Here is a 16,218-nt window from a genome sequence, read left to right as displayed (position 1 = left end):
CTTACCGGGCTCAGATTATGACGACATCCTTAAAGTATGCATCCGAAAAGAAAGGCCTGGAGCCTGGCTCACTCATCCACGTCGGTAATGTCCACCAGAGCGAAAGTCGGGTCACACTGGTTGACTACAACCACTCGAACTTTGAAAAAAGAGTCATCACTTCAATGGATGAGGTACTGCCGTACAGCGACAAACAATCGCTCACCTGGGTGATTATTGAAGGTCTGGCAGATGCCAGCATAGTCGAGGAAATAGGACAACAGTTCAACATTCACCCGCTTGTACTGGAAGATATTCTGAATACGCATCAACGCCCCAAGTTTGAGGAGCACGACGACTACCTCTTCGTGGTTTTGAAATGCCTGATACCCGATCAGGGCGAGTTTGCCATTATCAAGGAACAAATCAGTCTGGTGATCTTCAAGGACATTGTGTTTACCTTCAAGGAGAAGGCCGACCCACTACTTGACCCTGTATTAAAGCGCCTTGAGAATGGCAGAGGCCGTATCAGACGAATGGGTTCGGATTACCTGATGTACACCGTGCTGGATGCCATCATCGACCTGAACTTCGACATTATGGACCAACTGGAAGAAACGCTTGTCACCGTAGAGGACGAAACATTTTCCCTGCCCACACCTCAGTTACTGGAGAAAATCCACGAAATCAAGCTCGAAGTCATCAGGATGCGCCGCTTCATTTCACCGGTAAGAGACCTGACAGCAGGCCTTTTACGCAGCGAGTCAGAACTGATAGATCCGAGTACACGGATCTATCTCAGGGATGTACACGACCATGTACTGCGCATCATTGAATCTATCGAGACGCACCGTGACATTCTTTCGAGCCTGCTTGAAATTTACCTTTCAAGCATAAGCAGCAGGCTGAACGAAGTCATGAAAGTACTCACCGTATTCTCTTCGATCTTCATCCCCCTCACATTCATTACCGGTATATACGGAATGAATTTTGAATGGATGCCCGAGCTTCATTGGCACTGGGGCTACCCGGCTGTCTGGTTGGTGTTTATCACGACCTCGTGCACGTTGTTTCTTTACTTCAAGAGAAGAGGCTGGACTTGAATCAAAACCAGCCGCTGCAAGTTCAATGCTATTGGGCGTTGGTTTTGCAACCCAGTAACTGAATAAAGGAACTACCGGTCACGCTCATGGCACCAAAAACATAAACCATACCAATCGGTCCATCAATCGCCAGCAGCCAGTATTCCCAGGTTTCCGACAGCGCATTCGGAACGGCATAAATCACTGCCGATACGGCCGACAACCTGACAAGGCCCTGCCAGAAAAAGACCGGAGCCCGGTTTTTCATATCGTGCGACGACCACATCAACAGCGCAGCGGCCATCATCAGGAATGTACCCAGTGTAATAAGTGGCACGAACTGTCCCATTACCGGCTCTGCGGCCATGGCGACGCCAATCGCGCCAGCCCAGGTACCCGCACCAACCAGAAAATCGGACAACCCTGTCCACCAGATGAATTTTTGCAACATAATCAGGACCTCACTCGTGTTGAACGGCAGTATCTACCCGGCGGCTGTTACCGCTCGGGATCAAAGGTGATTTTCATTTGCTTGATGCCCGGAATAAAATTGGACACCAGATTATGCGGAGCCCCTGCCAGCTTCGGATTGCGCAGCCGTGGAATAATTTCCTCGAACATAACGCACAGCTCTTTACGGGCCAGATGAGATCCGATACAAAAGTGTTGCCCGACGCCAAAGGTGCGATGCTGGTTCTTCAGATCGGCCATACGCTGCGTGCGGGTGATATCAAACACCTCCGCATCAGCACCGAATACCTCGGCTTCGTGGTTCACTGAGGGATAAAACAGTTTGACCATATCGCCTTTCTTGATATCCATTCCCCCGACTGTAATATCTTCCGTGGCAGTGCGCTGCATATGGATGAACGGCGGATAGAAACGCAGTATTTCCTCTACGGCATCGGGTATCAGCGCAGGGTTGTCGATCAGCATCTGGTGTTGCTCGGGGTGCTCGATCAACAGGCGCATTCCCTGGCTGGTGGCAGTGCGTGTAGTTTCAACCGCGCCGGCGATAAGGATGAGAAAGAACGTGCAGAACTGGAATTCATCCAACGCCTCGCCTTCGACAACACCGTTCAACAATGCGTCGATTATTGTTCCACCTTGTGGATTTTCCTTATGGCTGGCCGCAAGTTCCATCGCAATGCCAAATATTTCAGCCGCGGCAAGCTGCCCATCTTCGGCAGACACATCCAGCTCCGGATCATCCATGCCTATCATGGTATCCACCAGACTGGCAAAGGTTTGACGCTTCTCGGCTGGCATTTCCATCAGCGCACAAATAACAAACAGGGGCATTTCCGCCGAGACTTCCGAGACGAATTCACACTCGCCGCGCGCAGCCACCTTGTCGACAATACTTTTGGCGAACTCTTTCATCAGCGGCGTTAGAGCGTCCACCGCTTTGGGTGTGAAGGCATTGCTGACAACACGCCGATACTTGATATGGTCCGGCGGGTCCATATTAATAATTAGCTGGCGCATGATTTCCAGTGACTCGGGGTCGTCGCCACCGGGAGACGGGTGCGCCAGATTGGCGCTGGACGAAAACTTGTCGGGGTGCTTGGACACAAAATCCAGGTCCTCCCGACGCGTAATGGCCCAAAAGTCGCCGCCAAACTCAGGCGCACCGCTCTGCCAGGACACCGGGCACTCCCGGCGCAGTGTCGCAAACGCTTCAAATGGCAGCGCTTGGTTATGTGTCATCGGGTTCATCAGGTCGAACTGAAAGGGGCACTTCTGCGTCATACCGGGATGCTCTCATTATTTTGGAGGACGGCGCAGGCCAGTCTCCACTGCGCACCGCCCGATAGTAAGTGGGCCAGCGATCAAAGATCAAACAAGCGCCAATTTACATCGGTCTGGTTTAGCGGTGCATACCCTGTCGCCAGCGCAGCGGCGCTAACCAGCGCAGCCCACGGGTATGGGAAATACCCGTATAATGGATACAATAGGATCGAAATTTCGAGTGGGGAGCAGCCTGTATTTTTGCGGCCCCCGCACTCTCAGGATTGGACGCTCTATGGAATTTAAAGACTACTACGAGATTCTCGGTGTACCACCGGATGCCGAAGCTAAAGCCATAAAAGCGGCTTACCGCAAGCTCGCCCGGAAATACCACCCTGATATGAACCCGGACGAAGGCGCGGAAGACAAGTTCAAAGAGGTCGCCGAGGCCTACGAAGTACTGAAGGATACGCAGCGTCGTGCCGAATACGATGAACTGCGCCAATACGGCGGCAAGGCCCGCTCGGAGAGTGGTTTTGAGCCCCCACCCGGTTGGCAGGGCAGCAGCGGTTTCCGCAGTACTGGCGGCCGGCATTTTGAGGGTGATTTCTCCGATTTCTTCAACTCGATGTTCAACGGCGGAGGCGATGGATTCCGCGCAGGCGGTTCCGGCCTGAGAGGGCAGGACGCAGAGATCGAAATGCCCATCTTTCTGGAAGAATCGGTGGCGGAGACAACCAAACTGGTGGAATACCTGATTCCTGTGGTTGAGAACGGCCAGATGAAAGAGGTGAAAAAGAGCCTCAAAGTGAAGATCCCGCCTGGTGTGCAGGATGGAGAGCGTATCCGCCTCAAAGGTCAGGGCGGCGCGGGACATGGCGATGCCGACAATGGCGACCTGTACCTTCATATACGGTTGGTACCACACCCCTTGTTTGATGTTGAGGGGCACAATCTGGTCGTTACCGTGCCGCTGGCACCATGGGAAGCCGCGCTGGGAACCAAGGTCACCGTGCCCACGCTGACGGGGAAAATTAACCTCACGATTGCACCCAATAGCCAGGCTGGGCAACGATTGCGAGTCAAAGGCAACGGCCTGAGCACAAAAACCGGGCGGGGCGACCTTTTCGCTCTACTGAAAGTTGTGATGCCACCCTCAGCAAACAGCAGGGTGAGAGAATTGTGGCAATCGCTTTCCGAAGAGGCCGATTTTGATCCGAGAGCTCAGTGGGGGAACGAATAATGTCCGAACTGGTATTTAGCGTTTCTGTACATGAACTGTGCCAGTGTGAAGAGTTCACACAGCAAGTGATTGTGGAAGTGGTCGAGCATGGCATCGCACAGCCCGTGGCGGGTCAGAACATTGTCGACTGGGTGTTCGATACCACCAGCGTACACTGGCTGCGAAAGGCGGTACGCCTGCATTCCGATCTCGAGATCGACTGGGTGGCCGTTGCCATGGTGATTGATTTGCTGCGGAAAAACGAGGCGCTGGAGAGGCAGAATCAGCTCATCGAGCAGCAGCTCAAGCGTTTTCTGGAGTATTGATGGATATGCAGCCGATACGTTAGCGCTCTGAACGGGACGTTCGGGGTTTATCGCTCTGCGGCTCGGGCGAGTAGCGGTCGCTCGGCTTGCGTGTCCACAATAGGTCCGGCCGCTGTGCTTTCGGTCGACGCGCTGCCTTGCTGTATCAGGCTATCAATATTTTTTTTGAGTTCTCGCGCGGCGGCTGTGACGGCCTTCCTGACACCCAGCACTGTGGTGATCAGATGCGCGACCCGGCGCGGTCGCCGCCAGGCAAAACGGACCATGGCATGGTAATCCTGCACCTTCTCCGGCTGGAAGATATCGTCGGGATCTGTATGCAGGTCTATATGATCACTGACGGCGCAAACAAGGGTGATCGGGCAGCCATAGCGCTGGCATACCGCTGCGATAGCGCCGGATTGCCTGTCAATCACCGACACATTGCTGCTGTTGAGTTCGGCAATATACTTGTGGCTATAGCTCTGTTTTTCCGAGCTGTAAATCACACCCAGCGGCGAACGGGCGCTCAGGTTAACCGGGTAGCGCACGATACCATCGCGCCTGTCCACCACTACTTCGGGGATGATCACCTCGCCGACCTTGTGGCGAAGATCATAGGCAGCGGCGCGCCCCACAACGAAAACATGATCTATGGAGCCACCGAACCGGGAAAATAATGCCTCTGCCGCATTTTGTGCCGCCGCAAGCCCGCCCTCAGTCACCGCGCTGATTACGGTTACGCCCTGGTAAGTTCCCGTAGAATAGTCCTCGCCCGTCCGGGGCCCATTGGCGACACCCAGCGTTCGCTGCATGCGCTCTGCCTCTGACGCCATCGCCGAGAAAATCGCGATGCGCCGTATTGGGTCACACACAGCTTCACTGCCAGCGGGTTTGCCAGAATGGACGGCTCTCATAATTCACTTTCAATTAGTCGTTATGATATGGGTGGTGTCAATTGACAACTACCCTAGTTGCCCCTGAGAACGCATCAGTGTAAACGGCTAGAGATGACGAATGAACATCTCTTTCCCAAAATGTCGAGATTTTGCACAGTGTGCCCGCAGGCAGCGCGCTACCCGAGCTCTGTGCCCGATGTCTCCCGCAGCAGCAGCACGACGACCGGAATCGCGCACAACGAGCTGAGGCACAGGATGGAAATCGCTGCAGAGTGACTTCCCAATGCAGAATACAAGAGCCCCTCTGCGGCCAACCCCGCCACAGCGGCAAACATCGCGCAGACCGAACGCAGCGTGGAAGCCGTTGAGCGACAGCCGGTAGGGAACAGCTCTCCGCTCATCGCATTGACCATCACCTCAACAGCAAAATAGCCGAACAGCGCAGCTATCCATGCGAGCGCGAGTATCGCGCCCCCGGAATTGTAAAAAATGACTGTTGCCAGACAGTGCAGTAGCAACATCGCGATCAATGTGGGGCGGCGGCCAATGGAATCGGATATTCGCCCCGCCACCGTATTGCCAAGGATCGCGATCGAACCCGCCACGATAAACATCAGGCTGACCTCCTGCGGCTCGAAGTGGCGGACATCCTGCAGGTACTTGGACATAAAATTGAGGGTGGCCGCAAGTTGAAACCAGAACGCTGAGGCGATCAGGGCGACCGCCGTCATCTCACGCCTGTGATGCTGCCAGATGTCCCTGAAAGGTTGCCAGATCGGCGACGAGTCGTGACTGGCGACATGGCGATTGAACATCCCGGATTCGGGGATCATTCGACGCAACCAGGCGAGATACAGTATGGGCAGCGCCGCAACCACGTAAAGTGCGCGCCAGCCGCCGGGTAAATAATCTACCATCGCGTATAGTAAGGCTGCGAAACCTGAACCGAGTCCGCCCATTGCAGCCAGGAATCCGACGCCCCAGCCACGGTGTCGGGCCGGCAGCATCTCCAACACATAAATCACTGCAATAATTTCTTCAGCCGTCGCAAAAGCGCGTGCACAAAACTGGATGGCGGCAAATTCCCCGGCTGTGCGCGCAAATCCCGTGGCGCCGGTTGTGATCGACAGCCCCAACAGCGTCACCATCAACAATCGGCGGCGGCCAATGCGATCCGACATCAATGCCAGCACGACCGCCGGCAACGCACCCATTCTGGCCGCAGCCATCACACCACCCAGTTCCGCCTCGGCTATGTTAAAGCTGGCCTGAATATTGGGCAGTGCAAGGCTGAACACGGACATATCGTAGTTGCCCACGAAAAAAGCGGCGCCGAGCAACAGCAGCAGATTTCTATCAACAGACGACAGTCCAGCGGGTGGGAAAAAGAGTCGAAACATATGCCCTCATCGGACTGCAGATGCTGTAAACCAGTAGTTTGATCATGTCGAGTGCGCTAATCTTACCGCACTGCGGAAGCCGGGTGGGTCGAAATCCCCCGCGGCGCAACACAATACCAGCGGGTGGATAAGTGCAGAGCAGGGAGTTACAGACGATCGTTGAGCTGATCCCGAAGGATTTTGCCGATCCCGGGGCTGATTTCAACGCAGTGCGTGCGATGTTTGCGCCCTTTCACGGGCACCCGGTCTCCAGGGATTTTCCCGTGATAATAAACGACTACGGCGGTGTTCGCTGTGGCGATTACACGCTGGATAACCCGGCCAATATCGTGACAGCCTTTCACTGTCATGGTGGAGCTTTCGTTTCCACCGGGCTCGACCAGTACCATTTTTACGCCGAAATTATCGCGCGCCAGACTGGCTGCCGTGTCGTGATGCCAGACTACCGCCTCGCCCCGGAGCACCCCTACCCGGCCGCCGCAGATGACTGCTATCACGCCTACTGCGGCTTGCTGGAAACTGGAACTGAACCCACCAGAATCGTTGTAATGGGCGAATCCTGCGGCGGCAGCCTGGCCATGGGGTTGCTGCTACGGCTGCGCGACGAAGGCCTGCCGTTGCCCGCGTGTTTCGTATCCCTGACAGGCTGGTTCGACCTGTCGGTATCCGGCCCAGTATCGCCCGGCAAAGACCCGTTTCTAACACCCGAATGGGTGCGCAACCGCGGTCGCGACTACCTCAACGGCAGATTGGCACTGGATGACCCAAGGGTCTCCTGCGCCTACGCAGACCTGCACGGCCTGCCCCCGATGTATATACAGATCGGCGAATTTGATACCGTGCGCGAAGGCGCCATCACGCTCGCCACCAATGCACTGCGCGCCGGCGTGGCAGTGACTATGGAAGGCTGGCCCGCAATGATGCAGGGCTGGCACGGACTGGTCACAGCCGATGTCCCCGAAGCCTTCAGCGCCTGGTCGGCCATACGGCGCTATATAACGACTATTTGTCCGGCATAGAGTCCGGGCGTCCCCGCCAGCTGCTACAAATCAATATGGAGAATTACTAATGGGAACAGCACATTCTCGCAGACTGACGATACAGCAGTTACTGAATATCGATGTGCCCATCATTCAGGCCCCGATGGCCGGTGTGCAGGGTGCCGAACTGGCCGCCGCCGTATCTAATGCCGGCGGGCTTGGCTCACTGCCCTGTGCGATGCTGAGCACCGAGGCACTGGAGACCGAGATAGCGCGCCTTACCGCCGCGACCGACAAGCCGTTCAATGTGAATTTTTTCTGCCACACTGTACCGGCTGTCACTGCGCAGCAGTCTCGCCGCTGGTGCGAGCGCCTGTCGCCCTACTTTGAGGAGTGGCATGTCGAGCCGCCCGGTGATGCCGCTGGCGTATCGAGGGAGCCGTTTGGAGACGCGGCGCTAGCGGTACTGGAGTGTTTCAAACCGGCCGTGGTGAGTTTTCACTTTGGACTGCCGGAGCCAGCGCAGCTGGATCGCCTGAAATCCTGGGGCGCGCGCATCATGGCCTCTGCGACAACGGTTGAGGAAGCCCGCTGGCTGGCCGATCGCGGCGCCGATATCATCATTGCACAGGGGCTGGAGGCCGGCGGCCATCGCGGCTCGTTTCTTACGCTGGATATGACCACACAAACCGGCACCATGGCGTTCATACCGCGCGTCTGTGCGGCCGTGTCGGTACCTGTCATCGCCGCCGGGGGAATCGCCAGCGCCGAAGGCGTCGCCGCCGCCATGACGCTGGGAGCAGCCGGCGTACAGATTGGCACTGCCTTTCTACTGTGCCCCGAGGCGAAAACCAGCGCACTGCATCGAGCCGCGCTCAAGAGCGAGGCGGCACAGCACACCGCGTTGACCAACGTCTTCACTGGCAGGCCTGCGCGCAGCATCGTCAATCGCCTGATACGGGAGGTTGGCCCAATGGCAGACACTGCAAGCCCGTTTCCAACAGCCGCCGGCCCGGTATCACTGCTGCGCGCCGCAGCGGAAGCGCAAGACAACCACGATTTCACACCGCTGTGGAGCGGCCAGAATGCATCGGGGTGCCGGGAGATACCGGCTGCGGAGTTACTTCAGCGCCTGGTTAATGCGCAGTAGCAATAAAGCGCAGGCCCGGCGCTCTACCGGGCGGCGTTGAGACGGGCGCTGCGTGAGGGCGCGCGCGTACACCACCAGATCAACAGTAACAGCAACACCTGAACGACCAGGCGAACACTGAGAAACACAGGGGATACATCGGGGAAGAGCTCGGGGTTCAACCACATGTGAAGATTCGCCGGCGACACACATACCACCAGCAACAACAGCCCGTTGCCCGCCCATTGGCGCAGTGAGGGAATGAGAATACCGATGGCACCGAGTATCTCAAACACGCCGCTGATATAGACAATTTCCGTGTGATATCCAATATAGGGCGGCATGATGGAGGCGAAGAATTCCGTGTGGGTAAAATGGGCGATCCCACCTCCCATGAACCACAGGAACACCACTGCCAGCCCCAAATTTTTGAATGTAAACATGCCGAGTCCTCGTGGTTCGCACCCTGCATCGGGGGCGAAAAGTGTGCCGGATTAACTACGGTTGCGGCGCGCGCAGTACCGCTTGCAACCACTTGCTGATGTCCTGTATTTCCTGCAGGCACACTTCATGGCCCATTGGATAATCGTGCCACTCTACCGCGTACCCGGCCGCTTCAAGCACCTGAAGCGAGGATTGACCCAGCGACATCGGCAACACCGCGTCCTGCTGCCCATGGCACATAAAGATCGGAATATCCTCATTGGCCGCAGACTTGCGCGCAGCCAGTTCTTCACCCTCTGCCAGAAAGGTCGACAGCGCGAGAATCCCGGCCAGTTTTTTTGGGTAGTAGAGCCCTGTCTGCAGCGCCATAACGCCACCCTGGGAAAAACCGGCCAACACGATGCGGTGGGCGGGCATACCGCTGTCGATTTCGTTCTGGATCAAATCGCGGATCCGGGATACGGATTTTTTTATACCCGGCAGATCGGCGCCCCCGGCGGGATTAAAATCAAACCACGCCCGCGCAACCTGACCACCAAAGGCAGTTACAGCAATCTCGGGGGCATGCGGAAACACAAAGCGTACCGGCAGACTCTCCGGCAGGCGAAGTTCGGGAACAATGGGTTCGAAATCATGGCCGTCGGCGCCCAGCCCGTGCAACCAGATCACGACCGCGACAGGCGCTGCTCCGGGGTTCAGTTCCACTGTGGGAAGGGGAGCTGCCAGCATAAGTATCTCCTATTCGACGCCTGCCACAGGATGCTGACTGAGGGCGTGAATCATTAGTTCAGGTCGGCCGCATACTGACGCAGTATTTCGATAGGTACCGTTTCAAGTGCTCGAATGTGCGTGCGTGTAAGATACACCTTCGGTGCCATGTTCTGCTCATGTGCCTGCAACCACCGCGACGCGCAGAGACACCAGCGGTCTCCGGGCTTCAACCCCGGAAACCCGTATTCGGGCATCGGCGTACTCAGATCGTTGCCGGCAAAACGGGAGTATTGAAGAAACGTCTCACTCACCTGGATGCACACCGTGTGCGACCCGACATCCTGGTCGTTGGTATTGCAACATCCATCTCGGAGAAACCCGGTGAGCGGGTCCTCGCTGCAGGACAACAGGGTTTCTCCAAAAACATTCAAAGGCTCATCAATCTCTATTGTTTGCACAGACTACTTCCCGACCTCAATAACAGCAGCACAAGCATAGCATTGCCAACAGCGGCACTTCACTCCACCGGGCGGCGTACTTGCGCGGTATCGATTGTAAAACGACAACCGTAAGCGATAGAGGTTTACCGCACAAGTCCGGGCGCGGCGAACAGCCTATAAATATTGCTGAACCACGGGGTCAGACGTGTCAGAATAGCCGGTCAACTACCGCTTAACTTACATTCAGGGACACAACTATCAGCCAGGCTACTACTAACTTTGAGATGAACACGCGGTGAAAATTCCGAAAAGACTACAACCCCTGGTAGACGATGGCCTGGTGGACGAGGTTATCCGCCCGCTGATGAGCGGCAAGGAGGCCGACGTATTTATTGTGCGCTGCGGTTCCAAAGTGCGCTGCGCCAAGATTTACAAGGATGCCCTAAAGCGCAGCTTCAAGAAGGCCGCGCAGTATACAGAAGGCCGCAAAGTACGCAACAGCCGGCGCGCGAGAGCCATAGAGAAAGGCTCCAAGTTCGGCCGCAAACAGCAGGAGGATACCTGGCAAAACGCCGAGGTCGATGCGCTGTATCGCCTGGCAAGAGCCGGGGTGCGCGTGCCCGAACCCTACGGGTGCTTCGACGGTGTCCTGCTGATGGAGCTGATTACTGACGAGAGTGGCGAGGTCGCCCCGCGGCTGAATGAAGTCACCATGTCTGCCGAGCAGGCACGCGAGGACCACGCGCTGATGATGCATTACGTGATGTGCATGCTGTGTGCCGGCCTGGTGCACGGAGACCTGTCCGAGTTCAATGTGCTGGTGGATGAAGAAGGGCCTGTCATTATTGACCTTCCACAAGCGGTCGATGCGGCCGCCAACAATAATGCCCGCAGCATGCTGGAGCGGGATATCAAGAACATGTCGGATTATTACGGCATGTTTGCGCCCGAGTTGCGACAGAGTCATTACGCGGAGGAAATGTGGGCACTGTACGAGGACGGCGCACTGCACCCGGACCTCAAACTAACGGGACAATTCGAGATGGACACACACGAAGCTGACGTCGATAGTGTCATGCTGGAAATTAAAGCCGCGCTGGCCGAGGAAGAAAGTCGCCTGGCGCGACTGCGGGAGGCAGAAGATGGGGATTAGCGCCACGGGCGCCACCGCTGGGCCAACATCTGCCACACGCTGTCGCGCAACGGTAAAATCCTCTATGATCTGTTCTAATCAATCCCATTGGGAAATGAATATGCGACACCTGATGACTCTCTCTTTATGCCTTTCAGCGCTGGCGTTCCACAGTACGACATCGGCTGAGATCTACGAAACAACGGACGCACAGGGCAACCCGGAGTTCACCGACTCGCCGCCCGGACCGGATGCAGCAGCGGTTGACCTGCAGCAAACCAATATCATCGATGCTCCATCTCCAGCGCCACAGCAGGTATCAGCACCGCAACCGGCTGTCGAGGAGCAGCCTTCTGCCCCCGAAAACCGAACAGTGATTGTAAACGACAGCAACAACAACGAAGACGATGTCTATGATGCGTACCTGCGCCGCGAGCAGGCTTTCGACAGGATGGACCCGAACGCGCCCAGGGAAGTCGGCGACACCGCCTCACAGATGCCACGCGAAGTCGGGGATTCCGATTCGCAAATGCCGGACGAAGTCGGAGACTTTGATACCCCGGCGCGTGAGGTAGTAACTGACACCGATGCGCAGGTCATTCGTGAGGCCAACGACTCCCATATCCAGCGCGCTAAAAAACAATTGCTGCACCGCTAGGTCGCTGCCCCAGACATTCCCAGACACGAGGCCCAAGCATGAACAGAATCTTTCTCACTTTCCTACTGATGATGACTGCGGTAAGTGCCAGCGCGATGAACTGGCCCTGGCAGGACCCGGCACAGGAAGAACCTCCCGAGTACTGTAAAGGTTTTGTAGTCGGTGGGCTTGCTTCGAAGCAGGTGAGCGGCATGTCCAGAACAGACCTGTGGCTCGCTTGGAACTATGTCACCCGCTCCGGCATTGTCGGCACTACTCTCGCGATCCCTGAATTCAAGGAAGGTCTGGATAAATTCGAGACGGTGGCGGACTCAACGGCTGCGAACGAGATAGTGGCAAATGCTGACGCTGAAAGTAACTGCGGCCTTGGCCGCTCGGGCCACGAAATTACCGGCTGGTAGCATGCACCTTCCGCGCCACTCGGCTCACCCCCGCGTGCTGTAAACAGGCACAGGCGCCAGCTCAGCGTAGTACTCCTCAAGCTCCTCGATGGTAAAGGCCTGTTCCTTCTGCTTGATATAGTCCTCACTGGGCGAATGCCAGAGCGCAGTTTTCAGCCCGTTAAAGGTCAGGCACTGCCCATTGAAGCGCACGGCAGCGTCACTGGCTAACCACACCAGCCCTCGCGCCACATCATGCGGCTCTCCAAAGCCCAGTTCCTGTGCCGACTTTCCCGATTGATCAATCAACGGCTGTGTCATATCAGTACGGGCTACCGGCCACATTGCATTGCAGCGGATACCGTAGCGCGACAGTTCCTGGCACACGGTGTACATCATGCCCATCAGCCCGGCCTTCGCCGCCGCGTAATTCGTCTGACCAAAGTTGCCGACCAACCCCGACGCAGATGTGATCTGTATAATATGCCCGCCGCCCTGCTCCTTCATCGCCACAGCCGCACTGCGGGTACAGAGAAAGGGGCCGCGCAGATTCACTGCAATAACCTCGTCAAAATCCTCATCGGTCATTTTCAGCAATGTCCGGTCGCGGACAATGCCCGCGTTGTTGACCATCACATCAATGCCGCCGAAATTCTCGACGCAACAGGCGACAAGCTCATTGCATACCTCAGTCTCTGCAACAGAACCGAGCACGGCGCGCACCGGTGCACCCAGCGCAACAACTTCGGCAATAGTGGCTGACAGCGCAGCCTGATTCGTACCATTGAGTACCAGCGAGGCGCCCTCTGCCGCGCAAGCCAGCGCAAACTCGCGACCCAGACTGCGCGAAGAGCCGGTTATCACCATACGTTTGCCGTCTAATCTACCCATCCCCAAAATTCTCCGATCTACCCGATACCGTATTTTCGCACAGACAACCTGAACGCACAGGATTAATAACCGCGGTATTGACCTTCCACTTACGGGAAGGACTAGAGTCACCCCAGAACCTACTGAGGAGAATATTATGGAGCCGCTACTGACAGTCTTTTTACCTGTCTACTTCCTGTTGTTTTTTGGTGTCGCATTTTTGTGGCGCACCTGGCGAACCTGGAAAAAGACAGGTTTCAACGCCTACACACTGATGAAAAATTCCGGCGTAGAAGAAGTCACCAACACCTATTTTCGCCTGCTGCCTGTCGCGAGTCTGCTGGTGATGGCGTTATACCTGTCAGGGGATTCCGCTTACCAATTTCTCGCACCGTTCTACTATCTTGAATTCGCCGGCCTGCAGATGGCGGGTATGGCACTGATGACAGTTGCTCTGGGGATTATGCTTGTCGCACAGGGGCAGATGGGGGAGTCCTGGCGCATTGGGGTCGATGTCGAAAACCCGACCGCATTCGTGCAACGCGGTTTGTTCCAATATTCGCGGAACCCAATTTTTCTGGGCATCTTACTGAGTGTTATGGGCTATTTCCTGCTTCTGCCGAACTCCATCACACTGCTTATTTTGATGCTTGACCTGGTGTTAGTGCAGGTGCAGGTTCGAGTGGAAGAGCAGCACCTGGCAAATCAACACGGGGAGGACTATACCCGCTATTGTCGGGTCGTGCGGCGCTGGATATAGGCCCGGCACGCAGTCTATCCCGGCTTACAGCCGATGAAATACGGGGCAATTTTCACTGATTTTGTGTTTTTCGACCGCGCTCCCAGTTCAATGTACTCACAGTTGACATTTCTTGGAAACTGCAGCATCGTGCGATCATAAGCAAAATTTCTGACTAGTATTTCACCGCCTCAGGAGCATAATAATGAATATAAAGAATAAGTTACCGAGATTTCTGACATCCGCCGCAATTATCACCAGTGCACTCATCACCGGTTGTATGCGCGTCGAAATTGACGATCCGATCGACGGAGAGTTCATCGAAACGCCCACCGTGACGGTCAGCGGGAACGTTTTCAGCACCACGCCCGATGATTTTCCACTCAATGTTGAAGACATGACACTGGAGATAAACGGCTCACCGATACCGATTCAGCCAGACGGCAGCTACAGCACGAATATCCTGCTAGACCCGCTGAGCGTGTTCAATGCGATTGAAGCAGACATCGTTGAAACCTCAACGGGCTTCGTCGACAGTTTCCGCACCGTAGTCATCGCCGGCGACTCCATCCCTGAAGGTGAATACTCGCCCGAAGCCATCGCGCTACAGATAAACGCCTCTGGCCTCGATTCGCTTTCGCCTGTGGTCGCAAGCCTGGTAGATCTCGATCCGGCGACGCTGATGCCCACCGGAACCACGGTGGTCAGCAATACCTGTGTTATCGATGGCGGTTGGCTGGGCTGTCTGGGCCGAGCGACAATAAAAATCAGCAACCCGGCGCCCAGTATTTCCAGCTTTGGGGTGGATTTCACCTCCCAGCAGAACAGCGTTCATTCCGATATCTTTTTGAACAACCTGGAACTCAATGTACACATTGACGGGTCGGGCATTGCGCCCAACTGCGACATGCGGCTGCGGGCCAGCACTGTCAATCTGGGAGGAAACTATGCGCTGGAACCAGACGCCACCACGCCCACCAGAGTCGACGTGTTCCAACTCGGCGGGGTGTCTACCTCATTTACCAACTTCAACCAGGAATTTACCAGCGGCATCTGCGATATACCGCTTATCGGTGACCTCATTGCGCTTATCGTTGGCAATGTGCGACCAATGGTAGAAGACGGCCTCGAAGGGTTCCTCAACAGTACCGATAGCAACAACAACACGCCGATTGCCGCTGCGGTTGAAAGCGCGCTCGGCGGCGTGGATGTCTCCGGCTCCATTGGCCAGGCATTGAACTCGCAGCTTGACGCACCGTTCTTCAAGGTACAGGAAACTACCAGCGGCATTACGATGGGCTCGAATGCGCGCTTTATTACCAACTACGGCACCGGTCCCGGAGAATGTAATCCGCCTGCTGGCGCGCCTGACCTGACAGCCTCCTACCATGTCTCCCAACCGTTCCCGAACTTCGGCAGCACTACACCCAGTGGCTCGTCCTACGAAATCGGGCTCGGCATCTCCAGTTCCGGCTTTAACCAACTGCTGCGCTCTATGGTTGAGTGCGGCCTGCTGATTGCAACCATCAACGAACTGGATTTGTTTGGTACCGGGGTCCCGATACCCCTGACGGCTGGTCTCTTGGCGAATTTCATACCTGAGCTTGCCAATATTGACCCAAGCTTCCCGGCACGCATTAAAATCAAACCTATCATGGCGCCCCTGATCACCGGTGCACCCGGTCCGGCTGGCGAACTCGCGCTGTTAAAAATTGCGCAACTCCATCTGGCAGTTGAGGTTGATGTCACCTTCGAGGGTCAAACAGGCGTACTGGAGGCGGCCGAAATGATGATGGACGCCGATGTCGGGATCGACCTCACTGTTGATGAAGGCGCAGGCTCGCTGGTCTTCGAACTCGCAACGCCAAGCCCCTTCGATATCACGGTGAAGTCAGTGGAAAACCCCATAGGCGCAGACTTGACCAGTGTTGAATCGTTGCTGCCGTTTGTTGTGGGCTCATTCCTTCCATCCCTGGCTGGCGGGCTGGGCGGCTTTCCGCTCCCCTCCTTCCTCGGGCTTACCCTGGATGTGGTTGAGGTAGCTCGCAATGGCGAGATGCTCACCATCTACGCCAATCTTAACTAGGCAGACTCACACCCTACCTGTCATGCCGATG

General features: G+C 56.1%; 18 protein-coding genes. 10 read left to right on the top strand and 8 right to left on the bottom strand.

Annotation, left to right across the window (positions count from 1 at the left end):
* The first annotated feature begins 17 nt into the window (after window positions 1-17).
* On the top strand, window positions 18-1,082 hold the full coding sequence (gene corA, locus AC0L6S_RS18080; protein WP_473425510.1) for a magnesium/cobalt transporter CorA: 1,065 nt from the start codon (window positions 18-20) through the stop codon (window positions 1,080-1,082).
* Between the two features lie 28 nt (window positions 1,083-1,110).
* On the opposite strand, the gene AC0L6S_RS18075 is transcribed toward corA, so the two are convergent.
* Window positions 1,111-1,512, bottom strand: a complete 402-nt coding sequence (locus AC0L6S_RS18075; protein WP_473425509.1) for a hypothetical protein — start codon at window positions 1,510-1,512, stop codon at window positions 1,111-1,113.
* A gap of 47 nt (window positions 1,513-1,559) precedes the next feature.
* Window positions 1,560-2,813 carry a cytochrome P450 gene (locus AC0L6S_RS18070; protein ID WP_473425508.1) on the bottom strand — a complete coding sequence of 418 codons (1,254 nt, stop codon included), beginning with the start codon at window positions 2,811-2,813 and terminating at the stop codon, window positions 1,560-1,562.
* A gap of 274 nt (window positions 2,814-3,087) precedes the next feature.
* On the opposite strand from AC0L6S_RS18070, the gene AC0L6S_RS18065 reads away from it, so the two are divergent.
* Window positions 3,088-4,035, top strand: coding sequence for a DnaJ C-terminal domain-containing protein (locus AC0L6S_RS18065; RefSeq protein WP_473425507.1), 948 nt, complete (start codon window positions 3,088-3,090; stop codon window positions 4,033-4,035).
* Entirely contained in the window at window positions 4,035-4,340 is a 306-nt protein-coding gene (locus tag AC0L6S_RS18060; RefSeq protein ID WP_473425506.1) for a chaperone modulator CbpM, read from the top strand. Before AC0L6S_RS18065 ends, AC0L6S_RS18060 begins: the two co-directional genes overlap by 1 nt.
* A gap of 47 nt (window positions 4,341-4,387) precedes the next feature.
* Here AC0L6S_RS18060 and AC0L6S_RS18055 read toward each other — a convergent pair whose 3' ends face one another.
* Both AC0L6S_RS18055 and AC0L6S_RS18050 read right to left on the bottom strand, forming a co-directional pair.
* On the bottom strand, window positions 4,388-5,236 hold the full coding sequence (locus AC0L6S_RS18055; RefSeq protein WP_473425505.1) for a phosphorylase family protein: 849 nt from the start codon (window positions 5,234-5,236) through the stop codon (window positions 4,388-4,390).
* Window positions 5,237-5,394: 158 nt separating this feature from the next.
* Window positions 5,395-6,618 (bottom strand): MFS transporter, encoded by a 1,224-nt coding sequence (locus AC0L6S_RS18050; RefSeq protein ID WP_473425504.1) that lies wholly within the window; start codon window positions 6,616-6,618, stop codon window positions 5,395-5,397.
* A 131-nt stretch (window positions 6,619-6,749) separates the two neighbouring features.
* Here AC0L6S_RS18050 and AC0L6S_RS18045 point away from each other — a divergent pair, with 131 nt between their 5' ends.
* Together AC0L6S_RS18045 and AC0L6S_RS18040 are read left to right on the top strand one after the other, a co-directional pair.
* Window positions 6,750-7,637, top strand: a complete 888-nt coding sequence (locus tag AC0L6S_RS18045; protein WP_473425503.1) for an alpha/beta hydrolase — start codon at window positions 6,750-6,752, stop codon at window positions 7,635-7,637.
* A 49-nt stretch (window positions 7,638-7,686) separates the two neighbouring features.
* Window positions 7,687-8,748: an NAD(P)H-dependent flavin oxidoreductase gene (locus AC0L6S_RS18040; protein WP_473425502.1), complete on the top strand. Its 1,062-nt coding sequence runs from the start codon at window positions 7,687-7,689 to the stop codon at window positions 8,746-8,748.
* A gap of 23 nt (window positions 8,749-8,771) precedes the next feature.
* Here AC0L6S_RS18040 and AC0L6S_RS18035 read toward each other — a convergent pair whose 3' ends face one another.
* The 3 genes from AC0L6S_RS18035 to AC0L6S_RS18025 are packed head-to-tail and all read right to left on the bottom strand — an operon-like array spanning window position 8,772 to window position 10,340.
* Window positions 8,772-9,170, bottom strand: a complete 399-nt coding sequence (locus tag AC0L6S_RS18035) for a DoxX family protein (RefSeq protein ID WP_473425501.1) — start codon at window positions 9,168-9,170, stop codon at window positions 8,772-8,774.
* A gap of 55 nt (window positions 9,171-9,225) precedes the next feature.
* Window positions 9,226-9,900 (bottom strand): alpha/beta hydrolase, encoded by a 675-nt coding sequence (locus tag AC0L6S_RS18030; protein WP_473425500.1) that lies wholly within the window; start codon window positions 9,898-9,900, stop codon window positions 9,226-9,228.
* Window positions 9,901-9,953: 53 nt separating this feature from the next.
* Window positions 9,954-10,340, bottom strand: coding sequence for a DUF2237 family protein (locus AC0L6S_RS18025; protein ID WP_473425499.1), 387 nt, complete (start codon window positions 10,338-10,340; stop codon window positions 9,954-9,956).
* A 277-nt stretch (window positions 10,341-10,617) separates the two neighbouring features.
* Between AC0L6S_RS18025 and AC0L6S_RS18020 the strand changes: the two genes are divergently transcribed.
* The 3 genes from AC0L6S_RS18020 to AC0L6S_RS18010 all read left to right on the top strand — a co-directional run bounded on the left by AC0L6S_RS18020 (window position 10,618) and on the right by AC0L6S_RS18010 (window position 12,513).
* The gene (locus tag AC0L6S_RS18020; RefSeq protein WP_473425498.1) at window positions 10,618-11,475 is read left to right on the top strand and encodes a PA4780 family RIO1-like protein kinase; all 858 of its coding nucleotides are present in this window, start codon (window positions 10,618-10,620) and stop codon (window positions 11,473-11,475) included.
* A gap of 100 nt (window positions 11,476-11,575) precedes the next feature.
* Complete coding sequence (locus tag AC0L6S_RS18015) at window positions 11,576-12,112, top strand: DUF4124 domain-containing protein (RefSeq protein WP_473425497.1); 537 nt, start codon at window positions 11,576-11,578, stop codon at window positions 12,110-12,112.
* A 38-nt stretch (window positions 12,113-12,150) separates the two neighbouring features.
* A complete protein-coding gene (locus AC0L6S_RS18010) occupies window positions 12,151-12,513 on the top strand; it encodes a hypothetical protein (protein ID WP_473425496.1) in 363 nt (120 codons plus the stop codon).
* Window positions 12,514-12,537: 24 nt separating this feature from the next.
* On the opposite strand, the gene AC0L6S_RS18005 is transcribed toward AC0L6S_RS18010, so the two are convergent.
* The gene (locus tag AC0L6S_RS18005) at window positions 12,538-13,383 is read right to left on the bottom strand and encodes an SDR family NAD(P)-dependent oxidoreductase (protein WP_473425495.1); all 846 of its coding nucleotides are present in this window, start codon (window positions 13,381-13,383) and stop codon (window positions 12,538-12,540) included.
* 136 nt (window positions 13,384-13,519) lie between these two features.
* On the opposite strand from AC0L6S_RS18005, the gene AC0L6S_RS18000 reads away from it, so the two are divergent.
* Complete coding sequence (locus tag AC0L6S_RS18000; RefSeq protein ID WP_473425494.1) at window positions 13,520-14,122, top strand: methyltransferase family protein; 603 nt, start codon at window positions 13,520-13,522, stop codon at window positions 14,120-14,122.
* A 184-nt stretch (window positions 14,123-14,306) separates the two neighbouring features.
* A complete protein-coding gene (locus AC0L6S_RS17995) occupies window positions 14,307-16,187 on the top strand; it encodes a hypothetical protein (RefSeq protein WP_473425493.1) in 1,881 nt (626 codons plus the stop codon).
* Window positions 16,188-16,218 lie beyond the last annotated feature (31 nt).

The sequence above is a fragment of the Halioglobus sp. D3-4 genome (assembly GCF_055809315.1).
The sequence above is the reverse complement of the archived record's forward strand: the minus strand, read 5'-3'. Positions and strand labels throughout refer to the sequence as shown.

Excerpts from the sequence above, each read along its gene's own strand:
- AC0L6S_RS18030 (WP_473425500.1), bottom strand. The coding sequence starts at position 9,900 with ATGCTGGCAGCTCCCCTTCCCACAGTGGAACTGAACCCCGGAGCAGCG.
- AC0L6S_RS18065 (WP_473425507.1), top strand. The coding sequence starts at position 3,088 with ATGGAATTTAAAGACTACTACGAGATTCTCGGTGTACCACCGGATGCC.
- AC0L6S_RS18050 (WP_473425504.1), bottom strand. The coding sequence starts at position 6,618 with ATGTTTCGACTCTTTTTCCCACCCGCTGGACTGTCGTCTGTTGATAGA.
- AC0L6S_RS18055 (WP_473425505.1), bottom strand. The coding sequence starts at position 5,236 with ATGAGAGCCGTCCATTCTGGCAAACCCGCTGGCAGTGAAGCTGTGTGT.
- AC0L6S_RS18070 (WP_473425508.1), bottom strand. The coding sequence starts at position 2,813 with ATGACGCAGAAGTGCCCCTTTCAGTTCGACCTGATGAACCCGATGACA.
- AC0L6S_RS18015 (WP_473425497.1), top strand. The coding sequence starts at position 11,576 with ATGCGACACCTGATGACTCTCTCTTTATGCCTTTCAGCGCTGGCGTTC.
- corA (WP_473425510.1), top strand. The coding sequence starts at position 18 with ATGACGACATCCTTAAAGTATGCATCCGAAAAGAAAGGCCTGGAGCCT.
- AC0L6S_RS17995 (WP_473425493.1), top strand. The coding sequence starts at position 14,307 with ATGAATATAAAGAATAAGTTACCGAGATTTCTGACATCCGCCGCAATT.
- AC0L6S_RS18075 (WP_473425509.1), bottom strand. The coding sequence starts at position 1,512 with ATGTTGCAAAAATTCATCTGGTGGACAGGGTTGTCCGATTTTCTGGTT.
- AC0L6S_RS18035 (WP_473425501.1), bottom strand. The coding sequence starts at position 9,170 with ATGTTTACATTCAAAAATTTGGGGCTGGCAGTGGTGTTCCTGTGGTTC.
- AC0L6S_RS18000 (WP_473425494.1), top strand. The coding sequence starts at position 13,520 with ATGGAGCCGCTACTGACAGTCTTTTTACCTGTCTACTTCCTGTTGTTT.
- AC0L6S_RS18040 (WP_473425502.1), top strand. The coding sequence starts at position 7,687 with ATGGGAACAGCACATTCTCGCAGACTGACGATACAGCAGTTACTGAAT.
- AC0L6S_RS18005 (WP_473425495.1), bottom strand. The coding sequence starts at position 13,383 with ATGGGTAGATTAGACGGCAAACGTATGGTGATAACCGGCTCTTCGCGC.
- AC0L6S_RS18060 (WP_473425506.1), top strand. The coding sequence starts at position 4,035 with ATGTCCGAACTGGTATTTAGCGTTTCTGTACATGAACTGTGCCAGTGT.
- AC0L6S_RS18010 (WP_473425496.1), top strand. The coding sequence starts at position 12,151 with ATGAACAGAATCTTTCTCACTTTCCTACTGATGATGACTGCGGTAAGT.